We start from the raw sequence: 23,818 nt of genomic DNA, 5'->3' as shown, positions 1-23,818 counted from the left end.
AATGGGGTTACTGTAACGGTTTTGGTACGTTTTGCACCTTTTTAACGTCCCTTTTGTACTTCCTGCCAGTGTTTAAACTGGGACGGTCTTAAGCCATAACGGGCCAATACACCTTCGTGTAAACGGCGTAACTCTTCAATAATCAGCGATGACAAATCTGAGCGTGAGGTTTCCTGAATATCTTCTGGTAGCAGGGCTTCAATCAGATCGATAGGGTCAGAATCCGGACTGAGAACAATTTCATTGACCATTTTTTTAATCAGGTTTCGGTGTTGGAGCCGTAATGGGTCAGGCTCAGCCAGCTGTTGCTTGATGGCCAGGTATTCCTGCGTTGAGCGTTCATAAGCCCACAGATAGAGATCACGTAATAATTCAATCCGGGTCATTTCATAAACACCCAGCGTCGCACGGCTATAGGCTTGTTCCGGGACATCCAGAAAAGTAAGAGGGCAGAGGTTCGTCCGGATTAATGGCAGGTTGGCTGCCAGACGTGAAGTCCGTTTGTTCACATCAGCAAAGGGTTGCAGATAGGGCAGGTGGACCATCATAAAGAAAGACTGTTCAAACGGGTCTTCAATCCGACTGGCTTTTTGCAACAGAATATCGAGTAACTCACTGATAAGCACTTCGCCTGCCAGTGGCCTGAAAACACTTTTCCCGATTTCTACCTGATGCTGTCGAATCCGGCCTTCATCGGCAGGATTCGGCAACAGGTTTTCGGACAGTAAACTGTGAAGGTTAAGCAGGGTAAAGCGGTTGTATGATGCGGTTTCAGCATTATCAACCAGCAACTCTATGGCAGACTTATGATTCAGAATCATCTGAGTTTCGATAGCGGCCTTACCTTCCGCAGCATGCCCTTCCTCAATAAGTCGGACAGTATCAAGGCGGCTGTAGGTATTGCCTTCCAGATGACTGGATGCCCAAGATAAGTCAATCAGAAAGCGATCCAGGATTGCACGGCCATAAGTGCCAGCGGGTTGCGATGTCTGTTTGGTGTCACCCATGCGCCAGAGCTGCTGGCGAATGGGGGCTGATAAGTAATAGGTTTCGTTGGGCTGGTAGGCATCCAGAAATTCTCGCTGATAGCCGACGGGGTGTCTGGACTCTACTGGTTGCTCTATATACGCCAGAATATCTTTACTGTCTGCCGACAGTGGAATAAATGCAGGAAAATCCTCAGGCTGATAATCATTCTGGCTTGCCTGGGACAAGCTCAATGCCTGATATCGCCTGCCGCGCCCCTCACCAACAGCAGCGATCTTATTGTCGGCCAGTAAGTTGTTTAACCAACGCTGGGTTGTACGGCGGGTAAGGTTTGGATGAGCGGCTAGCAGTTCAGAAATAGAGACTGGCTTGTTGGCTTGAACAATAGCTTGGTATAAATCAGAGAGAGTATTCATGGATGTGGCGCAATTCTGAAGCCCTTTGGCACAATTATGGCGCATTTTATCTAATTGCGCCATAATTGTGCCGCTCGTGTGGCGCGATTCGCTCTTATCTTATGGGTTAAATACCTGAATCTGAATCTGGAGCTGGAGCTGGAGCTGGAGCTGGAAGAGTAGGAGTATGAACCAATGGCACTGACTTAAGCCTTCCTCCCTGAAATACCAAGGCTTGCTCAAGAAGAAAAACAACTATAAAAGTCATATGAATTTCAACCCTCCCCGAGCAAGCCATGACCAAGTTTAGCTCAGAATATCTCAGCCTCGCTGACGAATTCCTCAGACAATACGCACTGACTGGCTGCGACAAGCTCTCTGACATACTCACCAAAGAGAACCTTGATATTTTTCAGTCACAGTACACAGGCGGCAGAGTCAGAGACTTCCCGCCACTAAAGACCCTCAGCCTGTTTATGCACCAGGTAGCCAGTGAGNCTGCATCATGGCCACTGTCGAGTCGCAGCAATACCGGAGCTTGAGTAACACGACGAAGTCTGTGTAATACGGTATTCAAGAAGGGTACGAAGTCGTTTTGTGAGTGTTGTGAACCAGGACGTAGTTCAGCGCCTAGACACCATCCCTCGGTTCCCACATAAGACATAATGGGGGTAAAGCCATGAAAGTGCTTGTAGGTCCATTGCACACCTTCTTTTTGAGTTTTGCTGTTATCCTGCGGAGTAACGTCTATATCCAGCGGAATGTGCTGAAGGTGATCGAGTTCTTTTGAAAGTGGAGAGATCGGTGCATCCAATTCGACCAATAGCTCGGGGAGGGCTTCTTCAATTAAGGGGATCAACTGAGTGGCATCTTCATTAAACCGCTGGCGCAAGCGACTGGCGGAAGGCATTTGTTTAATGTCCATACTGCGCTTGAACCAGTCATCATGGCGATAGTTATCAATAGCATCAAAATCAGTTTTACCCAAAGCCAATAAGCCGACAAAAGCCCGCACCAGATCAATATTAGGAATGCCGTGACGTTTCTTGATAGAGCGCAGCGATTTCCTTAGAGATGTTTTCTGGTTCAGGGCATGACCGACAAAACAGAGACCGGCTGCCGGCGTATAAAACTCAGTGTCAGATTGCTCAAATTTAAGTTCCACAAAAATGCACTTATAAGGTGAAAATAGGGATGAGCAAATATTAGCCTACAGGTACTGGTACGACTGAGTTTTTAGTGGATTTAGTGATGGTAAACTCACGGATTCAGGGGTTAAGTAATGGAATGGATAAAACTTGTTGATTGCAATATGGACTGGTTTCCACATGGCACTGTTTTCAGGCTACCGGGAAAATATCCTTATGAAAATTTGGTCGACTTTATGGTTTATGACCCCGCTATAACAGACAGAGGACAAGGCTTAATGGTTAGCTCTGGGTATAAGGCAGGCTTGATTCTAGTGTTACTACCAAAAGAATCATCAACTAAAGGTGACCTTTACAGGCACTCTATCGAGAAGAACTGGCTCATCAAGAACTGGTCCCAATGGGTATACCCTGAATGTCCTGTATCAGAGGTTTATGTATCTGAAGGCTATAATGCAGAGCCTATATCAATGGCACTGACTTAAGCCTTCCTCCCTGAAATACCAAGGCTTGCTCAAGAAGAAAAACAACTATAAAAGTCATATGAATTTCAACCCTCCCCGAGCAAGCCATGACCAAGTTTAGCTCAGAATATCTCAGCCTCGCTGACGAATTCCTCAGACAATACGCACTGACTGGCTGCGACAAGCTCTCTGACATACTCACCAAAGAGAACCTTGATATTTTTCAGTCACAGTACACAGGCGGCAGAGTCAGAGACTTCCCGCCACTAAAGACCCTCAGCCTGTTTATGCACCAGGTAGCCAGTGAGAATAAGTCCTGCCGTCACGCCCTGATTGCTGATGCAAGAGACCAGATAGCCATGGAGCGCGAACCCAATAAAACGAGCAACAGTGGTTACTGCAAAGCCAGACAGCGTCTCACCGAAGAGAGTCTTATGACGCTCTTAACCGAGTCCGGTCAGAACCTGGACAGTGCCAGCCCTGAATCGTGGCTCTGGTTTAATCGTCGAGTCGTCATCGCCGATGGCTCGACACTCTCCATGCCTGACACGGATGAAAACCAGGAAGCGTACCCTCAACACGGTTCGCAAAAAAAGGGGTTGGAAATCCGCTCCTGAGAATCGAAGTCCTCACGACATCAGGCAGTGGTGCCGTACTGGGCTACGCTATTGCCTCTTACAAAGGCAAACAAACTGGCGAAAACGCCCTGCTCAGACAGCTTGTGGGGCAGCTTAAAGCCGGAGATATTTTTCTGGGTGATGCCATCTTTGAAAATTATTTTCTGCTCGCATTTCTTCAGATAGAGGGCATTGATGCGGTCTGTGAGAAAAATGGAGCCCGACATGTAGACTTCAGGCAATGCGACCAGAAGCTGGGGAAAAAAGACGGACTGATCCGCCTGACAAAACCGCCCCGGCCAGAGTGGATGAGCCGTGAGTACTATGATCGGTGGGTGCCTGGTGAGCTGACAATCAGGGTGGTCAAGAATAAAAAACGTATAATCGTCACTACGCTGCTGGATGCAGAAAAGTATCCACGATCAGAAATCATTAGCCTTTATCTGGCGCGCTGGCATGTTGAACTGGATTTGAGATCCATCAAAAGCCTCATGAAGATGGATGTACTACGTTGCAAAACACCAGAGATGGTCAGAAAAGAAATCACCGTACACCTGCTGGTTTACAACCTGATACGTGCATTAATGGCACGCGCAGCGACAGAGTTGAAGAACCAGCCCAGGGAGATCAGCTTCAAAGCAGCACAGGAAACCCTTCAGGAGTTCCACGTTCTCCTGCTACAGGCAGAGACAGCCTTGTTATCAAAGATGGTAAAGCACATGGTGCAGATCGCATCAGAGCATGTTGTAAGGAATCGGCCAGGTCGAAGTGAGCCCAGAGCGGTAAAAAGACGACCAAAGCCTTATAAAAGACTCCAGCATCCAAGATCGCAGGCTCGTAGACTCAAGGTATACCAACGAAAAGCGGCTTAAGTCAGTGCCATTGAAGTCAGGGCGGGTCTCTACGGTCAGGTAGAGATGGCCTTTCAGGCTAAAGCCCACACGGTTATGGATGGTAGCGCCCAGGGTATGGACTTCGCCCGTGGTCGGGCTGGTGAGTGCAACTTTCATGCTTACCTCATGTTTGTGAAATTGCCAGCAATTCCCGCTGACCATTAATAAATGTTCGATCCAATAGATTATTTTGATGCCATTTATTCGGGCCGAACAACACCCGACTGCTTAATCAGCCAATCTGTCAGCAAGTTCTAAACACAGGAAATCAGGGCCACCAGTATCTTTGCTACGTGGTATCAACTACCAGGTGCTTTAAGCTGGCACTCCTGCCTTCAGTAATCGCTGCAAACACGTCTTCCCAGTTTTCGATGGTGAACCAGTCAAATAATCCCCTGATCGCATGCCATAGCGCTTTTTTGGACTTCTTTGCTTCAAGAGCCTGCTGGAAGAACTTGCAAGCCAGCTGCTCTATCTGGTCGATGAGGAAGGCGCTGAACGTCAGGCAGGCCAGATTGGTCGCCAGATGTTGCTTTCCGTGCCCGTAATTGTGTTCGAGGTGGTAGCCCTGTGTTATTAGCGTGTTAAAGGTTTCGTTCTCAATTTTCCACTTAGCGCGGCCTCCTCGCATGACTTTCGCCACATTCTCCTGAGTGAGTTGAATATCGGTTATCCATGTGTTGACGTATTTTTTGCCTTTCGGATCAGTTTCGACGTATTCGAGGTAGTTGATCAGTGTCTTTTTATGAGACTTGTTGATGGAGACGTTGTTCACGAACCGGAACCAATGCTTATGACCCTTTTCATCGGTAAACTGATAGCGTTTCACTTTGTCAGCCTTATCCAGTTCGTCAACCGATTCATAAAGCGACGTATGCGAAGTGTCCTTTGCCACCATGATGAAGCTGTATCCGTGGGATTTCACCAGCTTGATGGTCGGGCCGTCGGAGTAAAGATCGTCGAAGTTCAGAACCAGCTTAAGGTGTGGGTGCTCTCTGGATATGTTTGACAGAAGTCGTTTCAACGCCTTTTTTTCACAGTCATTCTTTGAGGCATCCACCTGCTGAATAATGGGTTCCGGCATTAAAGGGAGTACTTCCTTTTTGCCCGGCTTTACCAGACAGCAAGCTAATAGCTGGTGATAGTACTGAGGATTCTTGCTACCTGGCTTTTTTACGCAGCATTCCGGGCAGTCAATTTTACCTGAGCTGAAATGTCCAGTTCCATCAATTGGCGCGAGATAGCCTTCGTCAAAATATTCGAACTGCCTGAGGCGCCCGGAGCGTTGCACAAAAGCAAACAGCCGGGTAAAGAACTTGCGGAAATAGCGAGTTTCAATGGGGTCAAGCATCTCCCGAAGGTAGGTGTCACAAGGGACTTGTCCAACTCTGTATAACGATTTCAGGTTACGTAACTTATCCGGTTTTTTTACAGAATCACGGTCAAACTGAAGCAGTGACGGATACTTCAAGTGCATGACGGCAAGACCGCTCATGATGGCGTCATGAAGTGGAATTGAATCCTCATTGATTCTTTTGCGAAAATCAGGAATTTTCGAAGCTTCTTTAGAGACAATGGTGATCAGTTTTTCAGCAACAGTCTTTCGATTGGATGGCGGCATAGTAAAATAACAACACACATAAAATCTGGAATAATCTTGTTGAAAGTTTACAATTTCCTGATTGTCGAGTCAGCCTTAATCCCTTGGTACTATTGATCGGAATCAATTAAGCGGGAATTGCTGTGAAATTGCACTACCAATTATAGTATTTTTGGTTATCCAAATTATAATGTTTTGGTTTGTAGGTATCAGGCTTATTGCAGATGGGAGTAAGGCTGTTTGCTTTTTGTGTCTCTTTACATTTGTATGTAATTATTTTCACAAACAAGTCTGTCGGTGTCGTTTTATTTTTTATAGTCACAATGTGACTTTAATAGTTTCAGGTCTTTAGTCTGGTGCCGGGCTGTCCATGGCTACTCCCCACCCGCCCGGCATCCCTGGCACCCCAAAGACAGGCTTCCAGCCGACGCGCCTTCGGCGCGCGGCTGAAGCCGCTTGCCTTGAGTTGTGTTGGTCAGATGTCGTCTTTGCGAATAAATAAGGTAAATAACAATGTTTCGCAGAACCCTGCTTGCCGCTTCCGTCTTATCGCTTTCCGCCTGTGTCAGTCTAGCAATATCAAGCCATTGCGAGCGATCTGGCTGCATGCCCCAACTGCCGGTCATGCCTCTTATTTGTCTTTTTTTTTTGATTTTATTGAATTACAGGAGATATTGAACTAGAAACTAAACGTTCTAACATGTCGTTAGATTAATAAATGCGTAGGATTAATAAATGCAATCTACAGCTCAAAAACTTCATCAGCCTATATTTTCTCGTAATCCGCAACCAATCAAACTTTTTAAAGCCACTCCAAATGAAGTGTGTTTCAGCTCAATTAACAAGATGATTCAAGGTAGAATTAAACGCGATGCGAAACTACTAATGAGCATTAGTGATGGAAACGCTCACATTTAATATTTTTCACTTATGATTCAGGAGCGCAGTTGCGATATATTGCGAACAAAATAATTGGTATTTAGATACAATGACATGCTTATTATCTAAAAATTGATCGGTATTTTAGAGTGTACTTGCTGCAAATACACTCTATTTATAGAAACAAAAGTACCATCAATATAAAAGGTTGATATATCTATCTAATAGATTTCTTGGCAGTTATTTGAGCAGGCTTCTCAATGAAAAGAATGAAAAAACATGAATCCAGTTAAAGTGTTACTAAAAGATAGACTTGATCAGGTACATGCTCTTAATGCGGTTGCCGGCACCCCGTTAAGACAATTTTTAAAACAAAAGTACATCCCTAGGGACTCAATAATCTGTTACGTTAACAATGAAATTATTGATGATCAAACATATATCATCAAACAATCAGAAGAAGTAGTGCTTGATATGGTGAGGGCTTATCAGCTTCCAGAATATTGTCGAACCCTCAGGCTTTGGGAGGATGGAAGCGTTGAAGCAACTCCAGAAAATTCGGAATCCGTGTACACCAAAAATGTACTTTGGTTCAATGATTCCGGCATCTGCGATCTTAAAGAAACCCAATTCAATAAAGAAGAATTTATTCAATATGTCAACGATATGTTTGTTCAAGGAGTAATGGATAAATCTCTCATTAAAGAGGGAGGGAGTATTGTTCTAGCGCTATCTGGTGGCAGGGATAGTCTAGCTTTGTTATACCTTCTCCGTATAAACAAAGACAGGCTTCCAAAACATCACATTATCGGCGTCACTGTCGCTGAAACAGTAGCTGCACCAGAGGACATGAAGAGGGCAAAAGAAGCGATCACGAATCTTGATGTAACTGACTACACAATACTTCCATTGGAATATGTTAATGAGACAATGCGGTTCAAGAACGGCTTTGGAACTGCAATAGAAAAAGTATTAACCACCGAAGGGCGAGGTCACTCTATAACACTCTGGCATCATGTTATGCGCTCCTGTATTGAACGATTCGCTAGAGAGCGAGGCGTATTCAATATTTCATTTGGTTACCACTTTGAGGATCTTCTTGCTAGTGTATTTCGCTCATATACACTAGGCACTTTAATTGGCGAGACTGCTCCAATAAGGACTTGGGGAGAGTTTACGCATGTGTCCCCTTTATGGACAATTACCAAGAAAGAGTTAACGCTTTACTTGAACTTCGTGGCACCAGAGACACACTCTAAACAGGGGTCACCTACAGATTATGACAGAGGCGATCATAATAGAGATATCAATTACTTCATGACCGATTTATTATCGTCTGTATGGCCTGGTCTAGGTTTCAATATGTTCGAATCTCTTGAAAGACTGACCGATAACTATGCAATCAAACAACCCAGATTCGATACATGTGAAAACTGCAATATTACCTACACGCATGCGTATGGAGAAGATGTCGATCAGCGTAAATATAAGCATGTATGCAACCACTGCTCACACTTGATTGAGGTTGGCGAAATTTCAATACTTAGGCCAGTAAGATAAAAGTATGGAAAGTAAAAACAAGCTATTGGCATCAGATACCTTATCTGTATTTGGTGCCACTATTAGTGATATAGGCATACTCAGCTTGGCCTATGCGATTACAAGCTCAGCATCACAAACGACGTTGATTATATCTATTCGTCTTCTCTCTAGTATGCTTGTTTTTGTTTTTTTGCCTAAGTTGATTGGTTTTTTAACTAATAAAGTTTTGTGCATAACGCTAGATGTACTTCGAGTTATTACAATTTTATCAGCCATTCTTTGTACAAATATATACCAAGTTGTTGTCATTACGCTTATCTTGTCATTTTGTTCTGGTCTAAATAGCGCCATTAGAGGAAGTGCATATCAAGAATTATTGGTATCAGAAGAAAGGGTGCAGTTCATATCCAAACAACAATCTATATTTGTTATCTTTAGTTTACTGGCGCCTTTTATCGCAGCAATAATTATTAAACTGCTATCTATAGAAATTTTGTTTGGTATAGAGGCTATATGCTTCTTTCTTTCTGCAGTAACTTTACTTTTTATCAATGATTGGGGCAAAAAAACAAGCAGCAACAGTAGCTATAAAGGCGTTAAATTTCTATTTAAAGATAAAACTCAGCGTAATATTTTAATGTTCAGGTTATTTATACTGACAACAATGGTTGCGTACCAAATTCTTTCAACATTCATAATTACCAACAATTATGAGTCCGTTGTGTCTATGATAGACCTGTCTTTCATATCGAACTACTCAGATATACTCGCCTACTTTTCAATAGTGTCATCCTTTGCACTTCTGGTAGGTAATGCTGTAGCAAGCAAACTATTTAAAATAGCTCAAATAAACCAACTATTTACATACGGCGCTATTTTAGTGTGCTCTGGGACATGTATATGGGGTCTTGGGGCTGGTAGTTACCAGTTAGTTTATTACACGTCAGGTACTGTCCTTATTTTTATTGGTTTGTCATTACTGCGTATTGCGCTTTACACGTCAGGCCAGGAGCTGACACCTTCTGAAATGTTTAGTGAAATTATTGCAGCGTCAGATTTGATTTCAAGAAGCTACCAAGCGTTATTAGGAGCATCACTATTGTCTTTGGTGTCGTTATTTACATCAAGTGGTTTGTTCTTAATTCTAAGCTTCTCTACCCTATTATCAATTTTTGTCAGCAAAAGTATCAGTAAAAAACTCGAAGAGGTTCGGTCACATCAGTCGGTGGAGCGGGTTGAGTGAGGGTAGAGGCGTAAAGGGTTAATCGTGAAACTTTGTGGGTAATCATTTCGCGAGTTTCGTTAAACCTGCTTGGGCGACTGGGCAGGTTTACTCATCCAAACCACCATAATTGTAGCCGCTTGAAAACAAGATAGCCTCTGTTTGAAAACAGAGACTATTCCAAGAGACTTGATGCCGTCCATAAACATAAAGGGACACCCAGTGCGCCGAGATAAATCGGCAAGAAATTGAAGGTGAAAGCCCTTCATCCGGTAAGGTCTAGCAAACCGCCGGAACCCCGAGTCATGGGCGGTTGTCAGTAATGACAATGGTTAAGCGTTGACAGGGGAAGATGCAGGCTCAGTATTGAGCTCCGAAACCATTATCGAGAACGCCGACCACGTTGGGTGATTGGGAAGGCAATACAACAAGAGTGCGTTACTGCAAGTGCCCTTGTTGGTTCTCCGGAGTCGTTAGACCTGGTGCATGTATCGATGTCTCTTGCGCGGAACTCGGGAGACCCTGTCTGTGATTCACACTTTTCCATGTGGGTCAGGTTCGGTGAAGTCTGTGGACGAAGACTGGACGCTTACGCAAGCAGGGAGTCAGATAGTTTCATAGTAGTGAGGAAACTGGCGAACAAAGTGCAGGTAAACACACCAGACCACGGCGGAGCCGGTGGAGCGAAGGGAACTAACCGTCAAAAAGAGCGTGACAAGCCGATCCAGACTGTAACACAGAGTGCAGAAGGATGGACGACAGGGCTATCACGTCTACATACAGCAGCAAAGCGGGATCGGTCGCTGCAATTCAACAACCTGCTTCATCATATTACCCCTGAGTTGCTAGTGAAGGCATACCATCGTCTGAACCGGAAAGCGTCCAAAGGGGTCGACGGTGAAAGCTGGCAATGCTTTGGCCAAAATCTGGCTGAACGAGTGCAAGCACTTCACACACGCATTCATACCCAAGCCTATAAACCCCAATCCGTGCTTCGAATCTGGATACCCAAAGCGGATGGCGATCGTCGTCCAATAGGGATAACCACAGTAGAAGACAAGGTGGTGCAGCAGGCGTTGGTCTGGGTGCTGGAAGCAATCTACGAAGCAGACTTTCTTGGGTTCAGTTATGGCTTCAGGCCGGGACGAAATCAACATCAGGCACTGGACGCAGTGTACATGGCGATTACCACCCGAAAGGTTAGCTGGATAGTGGATGCGGACATCAGCCGGTTCTTTGATCAAATCGATCATGGCTGGATGATGAAATTCCTGCAGCACAGAATTGCAGACAAAAGAATACTCCGGCTCGTAGAGCAGACGCTCAGAGCTGGAGTCGTCGACGATGGCCGAAAGATCAGAACAAGACTTGGAACACCTCAAGGGGCGGTTATTTCCCCATTACTGGCGAATATCTACCTCCACTATGTTCTGGATCTATGGGCTCACCAGTGGCGCAGGAAGCAGGTCAGAGGTGAGGGCTACATCGTCCGTTTTGCGGACGACAGTGTGATGGGATTCCAGCATCGGTCAGACGCGCTCCATTTTACGGGGTTACTGCACAGACGACTGGAAAAGTTTGGTCTGAAGTTGAATAAAGGTAAAACTCGATTACTGGAGTTTGGTCGATTTGCGACAAGTAACAGAAAGCAGAAGAACCGGCCAAAACCGGAGACATTTGACTTTCTGGGCTTTACGCATATCTGCTCCACAAGGCGCTCAGATGGGGGCTTTACGGTAAAACGATTTACCAGTGCGAAAAAGCTGACAGCCAAGCTGAAGGAGATCAAACAGATCTTGCTGAGAAATCGTCACAGGGATGTCTTCGAGCAGGGGAAGTGGTTAAAAAGTGTCGTACAAGGACACAATAACTACTTTGCGGTGCCCGGAAACCTGAAAGCGATAAACCTCTTTCGGAGGGAAATCTGCCGCTACTGGTTAAGGGCTCTGCGAAAGCGCAGCCAGCGCCACACCCTGACGTGGACAAAGATGACGAAGCTCATCAAATACTTCATCCCGAGCAGCATGCTTACACACCCATATCCAAATCAGCGACTGTGTGTCTGATTGACGGTAGGAGCCGTATGCATTAGCAGTGCATGTACGGATCTGTGTCGGAGGGGTGATGAACTGAAGGTTTTCTGAAAACTGTAGGTGAATCAACCCTTTACGGCGATCACACCCGAGAACAACTGACCGGCAACACAGAGGCCTGGTTAGCGGGATTTATTGAGCTGCTTAATAGCGATGTCGCCAGTATCTATCGAGCAGACTGGAGAGCAGAAAAGATTCGGGAATCCCGGGCAGCACTGGCAGAGATCGAACAGGCAAAGCAGAAAGTAGCCGCTGCAAACGCCCACCTTGAAGACCTGGAACAGCAAATAGCGGAACGAGACGCAGCAGAAACACGACAACGTGAAGAAAACAAACAAAAGCCCCCGATGTCACAATCGCCCACCCATGCTCCTGCAAAAACAGCCCCTCTGACACCATCAGCTAACCTTGACGAGTTTGATATTGACGATGACTGGGAGGTGCCCCCACTCGCAGCAAATAAACCAGAACCTGACGCTCACCTTCTCTTCACTGCCCTGGAAACTCTGGGCCGGGGCGAAGACCCACTAACCCAGGGCATTGAGCAAACCACAAACAATCTGGCCAGAATTTCCTACCAGCACTTACCAGAAGGCGGGGATCCACTGTTAGTGGTGGATTCCCACCTACGTGGGAATGACGGAAACACGGAAGTTATTCCGGGACTATTCTTAAGCCATTACTAGCTGCTGAAGTCGTATGTCATAGACTCCAGAGGGGGCTGCAGGTAGTGCCCCTGCACATAATCAACGCCCAGCTGCCAAATACTGGTCAGCGTTTGGGCATTTTCCACTCTGGGCATGATAATAACCTTGTTCAGGCTCTTGAGATTATTGGTGGCTTTCTTGAGATAAGAATCGTCATTGCGCTCTAGCTTTTCTGTGAACAGAGAGTCCAGCCTCACAAACATCAGATCCAGATGTTCCATGATTTTCATGGAGCGTGACTCACCGGAAAACTGAGTCATAGAAAATTTGCAACCCACAGGCTTTAAACGCTCAGCAAACGTCATAACCTGATTAAGATGTTGGTGAATCAACCTTTCGGTCATTTGCAGAATGATCATATGACCAGGAACGTCGGCTGCTTCTAATAAACGGGATAAGCGGTCAGCAAACTCTTCATCATCCAGGCTGGCCTGACTGATGTGAATCATCAGACGGGTATCATCACCATTTCTAAGTTTTCTGGAGAGCAGTTTCACAGACTGGCGGATAACCCAACGATCAATGAAAGGCATCAAGTCACTGTCTTCTGCAGCAGAAATAAATTCACCCGCAGGGACTTCTTTGCCTTTTTGATCCAGAAGACGCAGCAAAACTTCATAATAGCCCTGACCATCACCGGTTACGCTAATCACAGGCTGGAATAGCAAACGGAAGCTGTCGTTTTCAAGAGCCTGACGAATGATAGCAACTGTGTCGCCATTGCTGGCTTTCTGGTTATCAATCGCACTTTGGGAGAAGAACTCGAGCTTATTGCCGCCGTCGTTTGTTGCCATCTGGCAGGCAAAACAGGCGCGCTCCAGTAATGTCTGGCCATCGCACTCCTGGCCTCTTTCGGCCAGTCCAATACTGGCTGTGGAATAGAGTGTCTGCTGTCCTGCAGTAATCAGTTCTTTTTCAAGAGCTTCCCGTAAGGGCTCTAGGGCGGCAATATTCTTTTCGTGAATATTAATCAGATAAACTTCGTCGCCATAGTGCGTTGCGGTGCTGTCAGGCAGCAGCTCATAAAACAGCCGGCTGATGGTTTCCTGAACCGCTATGCTGCCATCAATACCAATGTTTTCTCGAATGGAGTCGTAGTTATCGAGTTTGAAATAGGCGAGGGTTTCTGGTTCCTGATCCGTGTTCAGATGAGCAGTAAATAGCTTGCGGGGCACCAGAATGCTCCCTTCTTCCTGGTGAGCAACCGTCGTGGTTACAGAAACAGGAGTACTGGCTTTGACCAGAACCTGAATGCACTGTTCATCATCAAATACCGCATCAGATAACAGCACGGTTGCCGGAAATGCCTGACCTTCAGCGCTCATCAGCTGGCATTCCACGGCGGGCTGTTCATCTCCCGGTTTGAAATGTTTTATCAGGTTTTTAAACAGAGGTTGATCCTGGGTGGCAATCATATCAATCAGTGGCATACCGGCCAGATCGTCAGGATCTTCATAGCCAAACAGTTCGATATAGGATGGATTTGTATCAATGTGCATGCCTTCATGAACATAGGCAATAGCCTGAGAGGCGTTATCCATCAATAGCTGGCAGCGTTGCTCCAGATCGCTCAATTCTTTTTGAAGTTTTTGTAATTGCTGCCGGCTTTCCTGACCGGTTTTTTCTCTGAGAATGGCATGCAACATATGTTCTTCATGAGTGTGATGAATCGCATCGCCAGCGCCTTTTTCCAGCCAGTGCCTGATCACGTCGGGTTTGCTGTCCTGAACAGAAACGATGACCGGGATGTCTAATTTCAATCTTTGAACGCTGGATAAAACCTGTTCAGCGTTCAGCATAGGGGTTTCTTCAACGGTGAGCAGCAAATCCCACAGGCCCGTGGTCAGGGCCTCTTCAAGATCATCCAGAGTGTCTATTTGTTGTACCCTGGCCGGAAGGCCGGAGTTGCGGAAAAGTTTGACCCAACGCTCAGCCTCGTTCCTGGAAGTCTCAAGGGTCAGTAGGCGTACTGGCTGTTTATTATTGTTCATGATGGCAGCGCTTTTAATTATTGAGAAATCTTTTTGAATGACAAAAAAAGATTTTTCTTACTCAGTCTGACAGGCTCCTTGCTTCTGCGTATTGCATCCATTCTGCACAAAACTCCTTCCAGAACGCACTGTTTTGATACGGCACAGAACTGGAGAAGTTATCTTACTACGGGTTTACCTGCTCTGTCATAAGTAGTGTGGAGTGGGTTAATCAGCAGGCGGGATGTTACAGGGCTGCTTTATTCTTGAAAGTATGATTTTTGGTTGGAAAATAATCAGGTACAAAGAAGGCAAATCCATGCTGGCGCTCAGTAGAGTGTTTGAGCGTAAGACGACTCAAGGCTGTTTGATTTTATCCATTGAGATGGACTGCCAGTGTGGGCACCCTGTATACCGCCAGTTTTGAATGATGCCTGTAGAAGATGTAGTAAACGACTGGCGACAAGTGCTCATCAGATAAGCAGAACCCCAGTTGGAGACCCAGCTGTACACTTTTTTGCCATCTTCAAGCTGAAGCATGGAGCCGGGAGCCCCCCAGTTGCTGATGACCTGTTCGATGTGACGACCCTGCCAGGAATCCATAACGTCCTGGGTGGTTGTACAACCGGTCAGGAGAAAGAGAAAGAGAAATAGAAAAATTAGCAAATACTTCGAAGAATGGTTTAAGAACACCCGTCCGCCTTGTTTCGATCTTCTGGGTTAAATCGAAGAAGTATAGAAGCTATTAGTTTGGAGCAGACAGTTCTTGCTTGGCAGTGACTGGATGTCAGTGTTTAGGAACTCCCCCTTCCCTGGGGGGCTGACCGAGAATAGACAGTCCGGCCTAAAATCCAGAAAGAACGGCCATCTTTTCCACTGGATTTGCTTAAATAGGTCAACTATTCGCACAAATCCAGTGAAAAAGCTGACTCGTTCTACTAAATTTTATGCTCGGACGCTATTCTCGGTCAGCCTCCTAGTATTGGTTTTCGAGTAATCGAAACTTGAACTGGTTGTAGCCCGGTGAGCTGGAGACGCATTCCAGTAGTTGCCCCTTTCGACTTCTTCCTCCTTGGATAAGAATGAATTTTAGTCCGTTTTTGAAAGAAACTCTGGGTGTGATCAAAGTAGGCATATCATTGATGGGGGGTATAGCGGGTAGTAGGAATGCCCTCTGATAGTGACTGGAGTCCATGGTTTTCTTCAGTGGTGTAATAGCACAGGATCTGGTAGAGGCGGAAAGGAGCTCCAGGCCCAGAACAAGGCCTTCTTGATCATTAACCTGAACCCAACGAACGGCAGCCAGTAACCAGTTCTTTTGCCCGGATTCTCTGATAGCCAGAAGCTCCCCGGTGCGTAGTTGGCGTTCAAGACCTGCACTGGTGCTCAGGCAGTAGCCACCTGCACAGGTGTTGATGATTGAGCAGTTATAAACAGGATACAGAGCGCCCTGGTTTCCAGATCGAGTAAAGTGAATGGGTAATGGGCTGTTGGTAGTTCTTGCATCTTCATCCGGGTGAGCGTCGTGTGCTTCTGACCAGGCATCACTGTTGTTCTTGGAGGAGAAACGACTTTTACTGGATTGGCTCTTAGCCGTATGCCCGGAAACCATTTCATCAAATGTTTGTTGATCGTGTAAAAAATAGTGAACAGCACTGAATCCAAAACAGATCTCACAGGTGTTTGAGCTGTTGTGCCGTTTATGTTTGCGCTGCCCCGGAGGACTCCAGGCCGTGGCCAGATGATCAACGACTCGTTTGGGAAGGGCTCCGGGTTTTTCTTCTGAAACAGATTCGCTCAGTTTTTTCAGGTGTGCTGTCAGTAGTCTTGCGTCCAGTGCCAACAGATGATCATTTTTCTCTCCATCTTGTAGAGAGCTATAGAGCAGTCCTTCATCCGAATCCAAATTGACTACAAAGTGTGACCGATTATTTTCTACTGCTTCCAGTTTGCTATGGGGAGCCCAAAGGCAGAGAGCCTTAAAAATCTGTCTGGTTTCCTGAGGTCTTAGCTGATTGGATCGGGAGCGACTCAGTAACAGTACGCGTTTATAGATATCTGAAAGAGAGAGCTTTCTGGCTTTGGTGGTGATGGAGTCTTCGAGACTGAAAGTATCCAGATGCTGTGTTCTGGCAATAGAGTATAGGGTGTGCATTTCCAACCAGAAACGGTCAGGAGCGGGCCGATAGTATTCACAGGTAAAAAGCAATATAGAGGCACTTTCAGCTAAAGCCCTGTGTAGTGCAGCAGCAACAACAGGGCTGCTGGTATCTCGTTGATTCAGACTGATGCCGACAATGGTTTTGTAGACCGTCAGCAGTTTCAGTAGAAGCTCCAGACAGGCGGTGTATTCTTCCAGCTGTGAGTTATTAAACGTGACCAGATTGTTCAGAATCTGGCTTTGACTTTGATGGATTAAATAATGAACGACGGGTCTAAATTGCTCGACCAGAGACCAGTGCATCGAAGGGGGTACTTTAAGGCGAGCCAGTTCATCCAGAGCCTGTCTCATTAATTTGAACGACAAAGGGCTATTTGTTTTAGAGAGCTTGCTGAGCCATTGATGAACCGCATGCACATCCGTTTGACTGAACGATAAACTGTTCAGACTTTGAAGAGGGAGCTGCAGCGGAATCCTTTCATTCTGCACGTCCATGGAATTATCCTGAATATCTGCCCGTTTAAAACCCTTTAGGGCTAGCCTATATACTAAATTCAGAGGCTAAAAGAATCCAGTTCGATTCGAGCAGAATTACAGACAGATTTTGTGAGATATTGTCGGCTCTGATTATAGGTTTTCATCTTCCTCGTCAGGTACTGCTTATTGAAGTCATCTATCCAACCAGGCTAAATAATGAGTCATCTGTTTCGCGGTGCATTGTGAAAGCAGGCAAGGCTCCAGCCACTTGTCGTGCTAATTCCAAAATAGAAAATGAGGATAGAAGAAATTGTTTAAGGTCGTCAGGTAATAAACAGTTATTCTTTCAGGAAACGGGCTCATTCCAGTTGACTGATTTTCTTAAGTTCCAAGCCTCATTAATACGTCTTAGCCATAGTTGCTTTTCTTCTTTAGGAAGGTCTTGGGTGCTTTTTTGCCAGTATCCAGGCTTTTGGCTCGTTCAGTAGCTTCTTCCAGACGGCTTTCAAGCTCCTCAGCTTCCGGTGTGGAATCAAAAGCGGTAGCCATTTGTTGCACAAGGTATTCGTGATCCAGTTTATCCAGCAGCGGCTGGAGATATTTGACCGGATTTTCGCTATAAAAGCGGCGGAGATAGAGAATGCATTGTTCTACGTCGCCATAATTAATCATTAGGTAAACCCCCGGCTATGTCGGGGAGACTCGCATAGGTTATACCGAGGCTTCGGTAGCTAACCTCGATGGTTCCGCCAAGAACCAAGAGGTTTAACTTATGCCAGACTACAAAAGTCTGACCCATACTCGATGGGATTGTAAGTATCACGTAGTTTTTATTCCCAAAAAAAGGCAGAAGGCCATTTATGGAAGCTTGAGAAAGTTTTTGGGGACAATATTCCACGAACTCGCTAAGCGAAAAGAGTGCGAAATTGTAGAAGGGCACTTGATGCGAGATCACGTACATATTTGCATCAGTATTCCACCAAAATATTCTGTTTCCTACATCGTTGGTTATCTGAAAGGAAAATGTGTAATAGCTGTTGCGAGGCACTTCAAAGGTAAGCAACGGAATTTTTCTGGTGAGCACTTTTGGGCAAGAGGATATTTCGTCAGTACCGTCGGTCTTGATGAAGATATGGTTAGGGAATATATCCGGAATGAAGAGAAAAATGATGAATCACGTGATCAGCTAAGGTTTGGTTTTGAGCCGCGCCCTCGGGCGCAATAAAAGCCCTTTGAGGGGGCGTCATCTAATAAGCCTCCGGCTCTGCCGGAGGTCAGTTAACTAATCGGTATGGGTGTTTTACTAGCCTCTCCGGCTACTTCTCTGACTAATCTGGGAACCAGATATCCTGGACACTGATGCATCAGCTCAGTGATCAGCACTTTGGCTCTTTCTTCCGGTACGTCAAAGTGGGCGGCTCCCTGTACCCGGTCCAGAAGGTGAAGATAGTAAGGCATGACTCCGGCAGCGAAGAGCGCGTGGCTCAGGTCGGCCAATGAGTCTGAATTATCGTTGACGCCTTTGAGCAAAACCGTCTGGTTTAGCAAGGTGGCTCCCGCGTTTCTGAGTTTTTTCAGCGCCTGTTCAACCTGTTCATCGATCTCATTGGCATGGTTGCAATGAATGACCATGACGGGCTTGAGCCTTCCTCCACAAAACCATTGGAGCATTTCTTCAGTGATTCGTTGGGGAATCACAACAGGCAGACGCGTATGGATACGGAGCGTTTTGACATGCGGAATGTCAGACAGTGCATCCACCATCCGAGCAAGCCTGCTGTCTGTGGCGGCCAGTGGGTCACCACCACTCAAAATAACTTCATGAATACTTTCTTGTGAACGAATGTACTCCACAGCCTGCATCCAGTTGTCACCGCCCAGTTGATTATCTCCATAAGGGAAATGTCTTCGAAAGCAGAAACGGCAGTTAATAGCACAGGCACCACTGACTATCAGCAGCAGTCGCCCCCGATATTTATGAATGATACCTTCAGCAGGATTTTGAGACTGCTCTGCCAGGGGATCCAGACTGAAACCGCTGACGTCCTCACACTCCTCCCCCAGAGGCAGAACCTGTCTGAGCAGGGGGTCGAACTGGTCACCTTTTGTCATCCGGTCTATATATGGATGGGGAATGCGCATGCTGAAACTGTTACTGCCATTAATTGCTCCAGACAGAAGAGATTCTGGCAAACTCAGGATTTTGAGCAGCTCCTCAGGCTCTGTTACAGAATCTGATAGCACTTTTTTCCAGCTTGCAGTTCGCTCTTCAGGGAGCAAAAGACGGGTTGATAGCTTGTCAGTATGCACACCGCCCTCGTAACGGGTTATCATAGGGGTTTTCATTTTGCTGGTAGTGTCCGATGGCTAGTTATAGTACCAACGAATTTCGTTCAGGTCTCAAAGTGATGCTGGAAGGTGATCCTTGCGTCATTATTGAAAACGAGTTTGTAAAACCAGGTAAAGGTCAGGCCTTTAACCGGGTTAAGTTCCGTAACCTGATGAGTAATCGTGTCTGGGAACGTACCTTCAAGTCTGGTGAAAGCATCGAAGCCGCAGACGTGATGGACTATGACATGGAGTACTTATACGCCGACGGTGAATTCTGGCACTTCATGATGACCGACGGTTCTTTCGAGCAGCACGCTGCCAGTAAGGATGCCGTGGGTGATACCATCGACTGGCTCAAAGAGCAGGAAGTATACTCTGTAACCCTGTACAACGGATCCCCTCTTTCTGTTTCTGCGCCTAACTTTGTTGAATTACAGGTAGTAGAAACGGATCCGGGTCTGAAAGGTGATACCGCTCAGGGCGGTTCCAAGCCAGCCAAGCTGAGTACTGGTGCTACTGTGAAGGTGCCACTGTTTATTACTGAAGGTGAAGTGCTGAAGATTGATACCCGTAACGGTGAGTACGTGGGTCGTGTGAAGTAAGATAAGCGACAGGGTCGAAAGCAACGGCTATCGACCCTGATCATTAGCCGTTATTGTTTAAACAGATCAACCGTTGCATCATTCAGAATGGTATTCTCTTCACCCAGCTTGATGCTGCCAGTCAGGTAATTTCCTTCCTCTTTATATTCCAGACGAACTTCACCCATCAGGTCTGACGGATTGGCAATGGCAATATGACCTTCTCCAAAATTGAAGTTGACGGTATTTCCACGGCATAATTTGGCTCCACCCTGTCTGCCGTGAAAGCCTCTATGCTTCTCATGACCATGCCCTTTGCCCTTCTTGTTATGACGCATAGGTCTGGCATCGGATTCGTGGATCCGATTTCGGGTAATCAGATAGTCACCTGCATTATTGGGTTTGGTACGATCTTCGATCACCATATTCACCTGACAGCCTGTTACCCACAGTGTGGCGGAATAGCGATCTGAATCTCCCAGATTGCCTGAAACGATGTAACGGCCTGATGGTACAGAGCATTTGTTATGACCCATCGCTTGGGCATCTTTATAGCGTTCACAGGCTATAGTGGCGCTTGTGATAAGAGAAAAGCCGGCAACAGCCAGAATTTTTGTTACTGCTTTCATTGATTACGTCCTTGTCACGGTTAACAGTGACTTCAGTATAGAAAGCCTGAGAGGGGCTTATTTCGACCAATGGAGTGTGACTTGCATGTCATCCGATAACTGGAAACCCTCTGCCTCAATCTCGACACTGCAGAAAAGAGCTCGGCTGCTTGGCAGAGTTCGACAGTATTTTGACGAGCAAAATGTGATGGAAGTTGAAACTCCCATGCTTTCTGCCAATGCCACAGTCGATCTGTATATCGACAGTTTCGAAACCCACTTTTTGCCTATTGGTGGAGGTAAAGAGCAACCCTGCTATCTGCATACTTCGCCCGAGTTTCCAATGAAGAGGCTCCTGGCTGCAGGCAGTGGTGATATTTATTCTCTGGGTCGGGTGTTCCGCAATGGTGAAGCGGGCGGACGGCATAATCCTGAATTCACCATGCTGGAGTATTACCGGCTTGGCATGGATCAGCATCAATTAATGGATGACATGACGGCACTCCTGTCTTCAGTTATAGGTTTTCAGGAGGTCGGGAGAGTCAGTTATGGAGAGGTCTTCCAGGAAAAACTGAGGCTGAACCCTCATGCTGCATCGGATGATGAACTCTCAGCCTTGGTTAAAAAGCATATAGATGAAGGGCTGGTGGGGCTGGAAAGAAATGACTGTCTGGATTTGCTGTTTTCCAACATGATTGAGCCGGAGTTGGGTATCAGTGAGGCCGGTGAATTGAAAGGCGTATATGTCTACGACTATCCAGCCAGTATGGCTGCACTGGCCAGGCTTCATACTAATGATCAAGGTGAGCAGGTGGCTGCTCGATTCGAACTCTTTATTAATGGTGTTGAACTCGCTAATGGATATCACGAACTGACCAATGCTGAAGAGCAACAGACACGTTTTAAAGCAGAGCAGTTTAAACGTAAAGAGCAGGGCAGACCTGTTTATCCATATGATCACTATCTGGTGGAAGGCCTTAGGTCAGGCATGCCAGATTGCGCTGGCGTGGCCATGGGGGTCGATCGCCTACTGATGTTGATGCTGAATAAGAAGAAGATTGCTGATGTAGTGGCATTCGACTTTCTCAGAGCTTGAACAAAAAGATTGTCAGGCTGAAGCACTCTGTCTGAATAATAATGAAAAATGACTGTTTTTTCGCTGGTTATTCGCACGCTCCTGCTTGCTGCTTTTCTGGCTATTGCTGCAGGTCAGGAGTGGCAAAAAAAACTGGGCATTAAAGCAGTACTCAAAGGGTATGAAAGGCAACATTATTATCAAACCCTCAACAACAAGGACTATCAGATTGCCGTTGTTCAATGGATTGGACCTTATAAAGATCCTGCTGCTTTATTGAGCGTCTTCCACAGTCAGGCGGTGAGTAACAGAAGCCTTTACAACAGTGAAGAGTACGATCAGTTGTTAACGCTTGGTAGAGGTTTTCCCGGAAAGTCGGCAGAGAGAATGGCTGTTTACACTGAAGCCGAAGAGTTAATAATGAAGGATGTTCCCGCTATTCCCCTGATGCATCATCAGAATGTTCGTTTGGTGAGCCCGAAAGTGAAAGGCTACACAGGGGAAAACTTGATGGGGCGAGTCTACAGCCGGCATTTGTCGCTGGAGTGATCAGTTGTCTATATCCGTAGAATGAGTATTAGGTATTAACCCTCTATTGTCATAGTTGGTTTCAGCCGTATAATTCGCTCCACTTCTCCGGCGCAAACTTCCACTGCTAAGAAGCAGCAGACGCAATTAACCAGAAATTGATTGACAGTTTGATGCAGCAATGTAAAATGCGCCGCCGCTGAACAAGAAAAGCAACACTGATTAAGTGTCAGGGTTTGCAAGTTTGGTGGGTTGAAAGCGGCTTTAACTCTTTAGTAGAGACAAGCGCTTGACAACGAAAACGGTCGCGGTAATATAGCGGCCTCGCTGAACGGCACTGACTGCTGCTTCAGCCGATTAAAACCTTCCGGTTCTAATCCAGTTCTTTAACAAATTATCAGACAATTCGTGTGGGCGCTTGTGCGAATGGCATCAGTCAACAAAAGTTGTTCTCAATAGAGAGCGCTTTTGAATGATTTAAAATGCTGATCAAGCAAGTGAACATACTCGTTAATTCAGCTCTCTCACAGAGAGTTAAATAAATGTGACGTTTAATTGTAAGATTGAGCAGTTTGGCTTCGGCTAAACAACACGATTTAAACTGAAGAGTTTGATCATGGCTCAGATTGAACGCTGGCGGCAGGCCTAACACATGCAAGTCGAGCGGTAACAGAACTAGCTTGCTAGTTGCTGACGAGCGGCGGACGGGTGCGTAACACGTAGGAATCTGCCCAGTAGTGGGGGATAGCCCGGAGAAATCCGGATTAATACCGCATACGCCCTAAGGGGGAAAGCAGGGGATCTTCGGACCTTGCGCTACTGGATGAGCCTGCGTCGGATTAGCTTGTTGGTGGGGTAAAGGCCTACCAAGGCGACGATCCGTAGCTGATCTGAGAGGATGATCAGCCACACTGGGACTGAGACACGGCCCAGACTCCTACGGGAGGCAGCAGTGGGGAATATTGCACAATGGGCGAAAGCCTGATGCAGCCATGCCGCGTGTGTGAAGAAGGCTCTAGGGTTGTAAAGCACTTTCAGCGAGGAGGAAAGGTTGTACGTTAATACCGTGCAGCTGTGACGTTACTCGCAGAAGAAGCACCGGCTAACTCCGTGCCAGCAGCCGCGGTAATACGGAGGGTGCAAGCGTTAATCGGAATTACTGGGCGTAAAGCGTGCGTAGGCGGCTGATTAAGTTGGGTGTGAAAGCCCCGGGCTCAACCTGGGAACTGCATCCAAAACTGATCAGCTAGAGTGCGGAAGAGGAGTGTGGAATTTCCTGTGTAGCGGTGAAATGCGTAGATATAGGAAGGAATACCAGTGGCGAAGGCGACACTCTGGTCTGACACTGACGCTGAGGTACGAAAGCGTGGGGAGCAAACAGGATTAGATACCCTGGTAGTCCACGCCGTAAACGATGTCTACTAGTCGTCGGGTCTCTTGCAGACTTGGTGACGAAGCTAACGCGATAAGTAGACCGCCTGGGGAGTACGGCCGCAAGGTTAAAACTCAAATGAATTGACGGGGGCCCGCACAAGCGGTG

At 46.4% G+C, this 23,818-nt stretch carries 20 protein-coding genes and 1 rRNA gene; 12 read left to right on the top strand and 9 right to left on the bottom strand.

Translation table 11 applies throughout. From position 1 onward, the window contains the following. Positions 1 to 41: 41 nt before the first annotated feature. The gene (locus GZ78_RS26425) at positions 42 to 1,466 is read right to left on the bottom strand and encodes a Fic family protein (RefSeq protein WP_201772813.1); all 1,425 of its coding nucleotides are present in this window, start codon (positions 1,464 to 1,466) and stop codon (positions 42 to 44) included. A gap of 328 nt (positions 1,467 to 1,794) precedes the next feature. Further along, positions 1,795 to 2,547 (bottom strand): transposase, encoded by a 753-nt coding sequence (locus GZ78_RS26420; protein WP_161787503.1) that lies wholly within the window; start codon positions 2,545 to 2,547, stop codon positions 1,795 to 1,797. Between the two features lie 117 nt (positions 2,548 to 2,664). Here GZ78_RS26420 and imm45 point away from each other — a divergent pair, with 117 nt between their 5' ends. From imm45 to GZ78_RS27950, 3 genes are all read left to right on the top strand, one after another. Beyond that, positions 2,665 to 3,015 (top strand): Imm45 family immunity protein, encoded by a 351-nt coding sequence (gene imm45 / locus GZ78_RS26415; protein WP_081870067.1) that lies wholly within the window; start codon positions 2,665 to 2,667, stop codon positions 3,013 to 3,015. Positions 3,016 to 3,101: 86 nt separating this feature from the next. Further along, on the top strand, positions 3,102 to 3,611 hold the full coding sequence (locus GZ78_RS27955; RefSeq protein WP_051786586.1) for a hypothetical protein: 510 nt from the start codon (positions 3,102 to 3,104) through the stop codon (positions 3,609 to 3,611). Then, positions 3,608 to 4,483 carry an IS4 family transposase gene (locus GZ78_RS27950; RefSeq protein ID WP_081870066.1) on the top strand — a complete coding sequence of 292 codons (876 nt, stop codon included), beginning with the start codon at positions 3,608 to 3,610 and terminating at the stop codon, positions 4,481 to 4,483. Before GZ78_RS27955 ends, GZ78_RS27950 begins: the two co-directional genes overlap by 4 nt. A gap of 310 nt (positions 4,484 to 4,793) precedes the next feature. Here the strand turns inward: GZ78_RS27950 and GZ78_RS26405 are convergent, their stop codons facing one another. Beyond that, positions 4,794 to 6,125: a hypothetical protein gene (locus GZ78_RS26405; protein WP_051786584.1), complete on the bottom strand. Its 1,332-nt coding sequence runs from the start codon at positions 6,123 to 6,125 to the stop codon at positions 4,794 to 4,796. 1,137 nt (positions 6,126 to 7,262) lie between these two features. Here GZ78_RS26405 and GZ78_RS26395 point away from each other — a divergent pair. The 4 genes from GZ78_RS26395 to GZ78_RS26380 all read left to right on the top strand — a co-directional run bounded on the left by GZ78_RS26395 (position 7,263) and on the right by GZ78_RS26380 (position 12,526). Then, positions 7,263 to 8,543, top strand: a complete 1,281-nt coding sequence (locus GZ78_RS26395) for a tRNA lysidine(34) synthetase (protein ID WP_034843202.1) — start codon at positions 7,263 to 7,265, stop codon at positions 8,541 to 8,543. 4 nt (positions 8,544 to 8,547) lie between these two features. Next, complete coding sequence (locus tag GZ78_RS26390) at positions 8,548 to 9,768, top strand: MFS transporter (protein ID WP_051786583.1); 1,221 nt, start codon at positions 8,548 to 8,550, stop codon at positions 9,766 to 9,768. 473 nt (positions 9,769 to 10,241) lie between these two features. Then, the gene (gene ltrA, locus GZ78_RS26385) at positions 10,242 to 11,813 is read left to right on the top strand and encodes a group II intron reverse transcriptase/maturase (protein WP_201772812.1); all 1,572 of its coding nucleotides are present in this window, start codon (positions 10,242 to 10,244) and stop codon (positions 11,811 to 11,813) included. 374 nt (positions 11,814 to 12,187) lie between these two features. Then, entirely contained in the window at positions 12,188 to 12,526 is a 339-nt protein-coding gene (locus GZ78_RS26380; protein WP_034843199.1) for a hypothetical protein, read from the top strand. Here GZ78_RS26380 and GZ78_RS26375 read toward each other — a convergent pair. From GZ78_RS26375 to GZ78_RS26360, 4 genes are all read right to left on the bottom strand, one after another. Next, positions 12,523 to 14,538: an EAL domain-containing protein gene (locus GZ78_RS26375; RefSeq protein WP_034843196.1), complete on the bottom strand. Its 2,016-nt coding sequence runs from the start codon at positions 14,536 to 14,538 to the stop codon at positions 12,523 to 12,525. The genes GZ78_RS26380 and GZ78_RS26375 overlap by 4 nt on opposite strands. A gap of 336 nt (positions 14,539 to 14,874) precedes the next feature. Beyond that, a complete protein-coding gene (locus GZ78_RS26370) occupies positions 14,875 to 15,120 on the bottom strand; it encodes a hypothetical protein (RefSeq protein ID WP_034843194.1) in 246 nt (81 codons plus the stop codon). Between the two features lie 373 nt (positions 15,121 to 15,493). Further along, the gene (locus tag GZ78_RS26365) at positions 15,494 to 17,173 is read right to left on the bottom strand and encodes a hypothetical protein (protein WP_034843191.1); all 1,680 of its coding nucleotides are present in this window, start codon (positions 17,171 to 17,173) and stop codon (positions 15,494 to 15,496) included. Between the two features lie 390 nt (positions 17,174 to 17,563). Beyond that, positions 17,564 to 17,827, bottom strand: a complete 264-nt coding sequence (locus tag GZ78_RS26360) for a hypothetical protein (protein ID WP_034843190.1) — start codon at positions 17,825 to 17,827, stop codon at positions 17,564 to 17,566. Between the two features lie 100 nt (positions 17,828 to 17,927). Between GZ78_RS26360 and tnpA the strand changes: the two genes are divergently transcribed. Beyond that, the gene (gene tnpA / locus GZ78_RS26355; protein ID WP_034843188.1) at positions 17,928 to 18,380 is read left to right on the top strand and encodes an IS200/IS605 family transposase; all 453 of its coding nucleotides are present in this window, start codon (positions 17,928 to 17,930) and stop codon (positions 18,378 to 18,380) included. 53 nt (positions 18,381 to 18,433) lie between these two features. Here the strand turns inward: tnpA and epmB are convergent, their stop codons facing one another. Further along, complete coding sequence (gene epmB, locus GZ78_RS26350) at positions 18,434 to 19,489, bottom strand: EF-P beta-lysylation protein EpmB (protein ID WP_081870070.1); 1,056 nt, start codon at positions 19,487 to 19,489, stop codon at positions 18,434 to 18,436. 29 nt (positions 19,490 to 19,518) lie between these two features. On the opposite strand from epmB, the gene efp reads away from it, so the two are divergent. After that, positions 19,519 to 20,088, top strand: a complete 570-nt coding sequence (gene efp / locus GZ78_RS26345) for an elongation factor P (RefSeq protein WP_034843186.1) — start codon at positions 19,519 to 19,521, stop codon at positions 20,086 to 20,088. A 50-nt stretch (positions 20,089 to 20,138) separates the two neighbouring features. Here efp and GZ78_RS26340 read toward each other — a convergent pair whose 3' ends face one another. Further along, positions 20,139 to 20,696 (bottom strand): hypothetical protein, encoded by a 558-nt coding sequence (locus GZ78_RS26340; RefSeq protein ID WP_034843184.1) that lies wholly within the window; start codon positions 20,694 to 20,696, stop codon positions 20,139 to 20,141. A gap of 85 nt (positions 20,697 to 20,781) precedes the next feature. Here GZ78_RS26340 and epmA point away from each other — a divergent pair, with 85 nt between their 5' ends. From epmA to GZ78_RS26325, 3 genes are all read left to right on the top strand, one after another. Beyond that, the gene (gene epmA / locus GZ78_RS26335; RefSeq protein ID WP_034843181.1) at positions 20,782 to 21,771 is read left to right on the top strand and encodes an EF-P lysine aminoacylase EpmA; all 990 of its coding nucleotides are present in this window, start codon (positions 20,782 to 20,784) and stop codon (positions 21,769 to 21,771) included. A 48-nt stretch (positions 21,772 to 21,819) separates the two neighbouring features. Further along, the gene (locus GZ78_RS26330) at positions 21,820 to 22,299 is read left to right on the top strand and encodes a periplasmic substrate-binding domain-containing protein (RefSeq protein WP_034843178.1); all 480 of its coding nucleotides are present in this window, start codon (positions 21,820 to 21,822) and stop codon (positions 22,297 to 22,299) included. A gap of 577 nt (positions 22,300 to 22,876) precedes the next feature. Then, a 16S ribosomal RNA gene (locus GZ78_RS26325) occupies positions 22,877 to 23,818 on the top strand; the annotation flags it as partial.

This window comes from Endozoicomonas numazuensis (assembly GCF_000722635.1).
In the GTDB taxonomy this organism is placed as follows: domain Bacteria; phylum Pseudomonadota; class Gammaproteobacteria; order Pseudomonadales; family Endozoicomonadaceae; genus Endozoicomonas_A; species Endozoicomonas_A numazuensis.
This window is presented reverse-complemented; position numbering and strand designations above follow the sequence as displayed.

What these genes read in the sequence shown, in the direction of transcription:
- GZ78_RS26425 (WP_201772813.1), bottom strand. Translation starts at nt 1,466, where the DNA reads ATGGCGCAATTAGATAAAATGCGCCATAATTGTGCCAAAGGGCTTCAG.
- ltrA (WP_201772812.1), top strand. Translation starts at nt 10,242, where the DNA reads ATGTCTCTTGCGCGGAACTCGGGAGACCCTGTCTGTGATTCACACTTT.
- tnpA (WP_034843188.1), top strand. Translation starts at nt 17,928, where the DNA reads ATGCCAGACTACAAAAGTCTGACCCATACTCGATGGGATTGTAAGTAT.
- imm45 (WP_081870067.1), top strand. Translation starts at nt 2,665, where the DNA reads ATGGAATGGATAAAACTTGTTGATTGCAATATGGACTGGTTTCCACAT.
- GZ78_RS27955 (WP_051786586.1), top strand. Translation starts at nt 3,102, where the DNA reads ATGACCAAGTTTAGCTCAGAATATCTCAGCCTCGCTGACGAATTCCTC.
- GZ78_RS26365 (WP_034843191.1), bottom strand. Translation starts at nt 17,173, where the DNA reads ATGGACGTGCAGAATGAAAGGATTCCGCTGCAGCTCCCTCTTCAAAGT.
- GZ78_RS26375 (WP_034843196.1), bottom strand. Translation starts at nt 14,538, where the DNA reads ATGAACAATAATAAACAGCCAGTACGCCTACTGACCCTTGAGACTTCC.
- GZ78_RS26395 (WP_034843202.1), top strand. Translation starts at nt 7,263, where the DNA reads ATGAATCCAGTTAAAGTGTTACTAAAAGATAGACTTGATCAGGTACAT.
- GZ78_RS26360 (WP_034843190.1), bottom strand. Translation starts at nt 17,827, where the DNA reads ATGATTAATTATGGCGACGTAGAACAATGCATTCTCTATCTCCGCCGC.
- epmB (WP_081870070.1), bottom strand. Translation starts at nt 19,489, where the DNA reads ATGATAACCCGTTACGAGGGCGGTGTGCATACTGACAAGCTATCAACC.
- epmA (WP_034843181.1), top strand. Translation starts at nt 20,782, where the DNA reads ATGTCATCCGATAACTGGAAACCCTCTGCCTCAATCTCGACACTGCAG.
- GZ78_RS26370 (WP_034843194.1), bottom strand. Translation starts at nt 15,120, where the DNA reads ATGGATTCCTGGCAGGGTCGTCACATCGAACAGGTCATCAGCAACTGG.
- GZ78_RS26405 (WP_051786584.1), bottom strand. Translation starts at nt 6,125, where the DNA reads ATGCCGCCATCCAATCGAAAGACTGTTGCTGAAAAACTGATCACCATT.
- GZ78_RS26380 (WP_034843199.1), top strand. Translation starts at nt 12,188, where the DNA reads ATGTCACAATCGCCCACCCATGCTCCTGCAAAAACAGCCCCTCTGACA.
- efp (WP_034843186.1), top strand. Translation starts at nt 19,519, where the DNA reads ATGGCTAGTTATAGTACCAACGAATTTCGTTCAGGTCTCAAAGTGATG.
- GZ78_RS26330 (WP_034843178.1), top strand. Translation starts at nt 21,820, where the DNA reads ATGACTGTTTTTTCGCTGGTTATTCGCACGCTCCTGCTTGCTGCTTTT.
- GZ78_RS26390 (WP_051786583.1), top strand. Translation starts at nt 8,548, where the DNA reads ATGGAAAGTAAAAACAAGCTATTGGCATCAGATACCTTATCTGTATTT.
- GZ78_RS26340 (WP_034843184.1), bottom strand. Translation starts at nt 20,696, where the DNA reads ATGAAAGCAGTAACAAAAATTCTGGCTGTTGCCGGCTTTTCTCTTATC.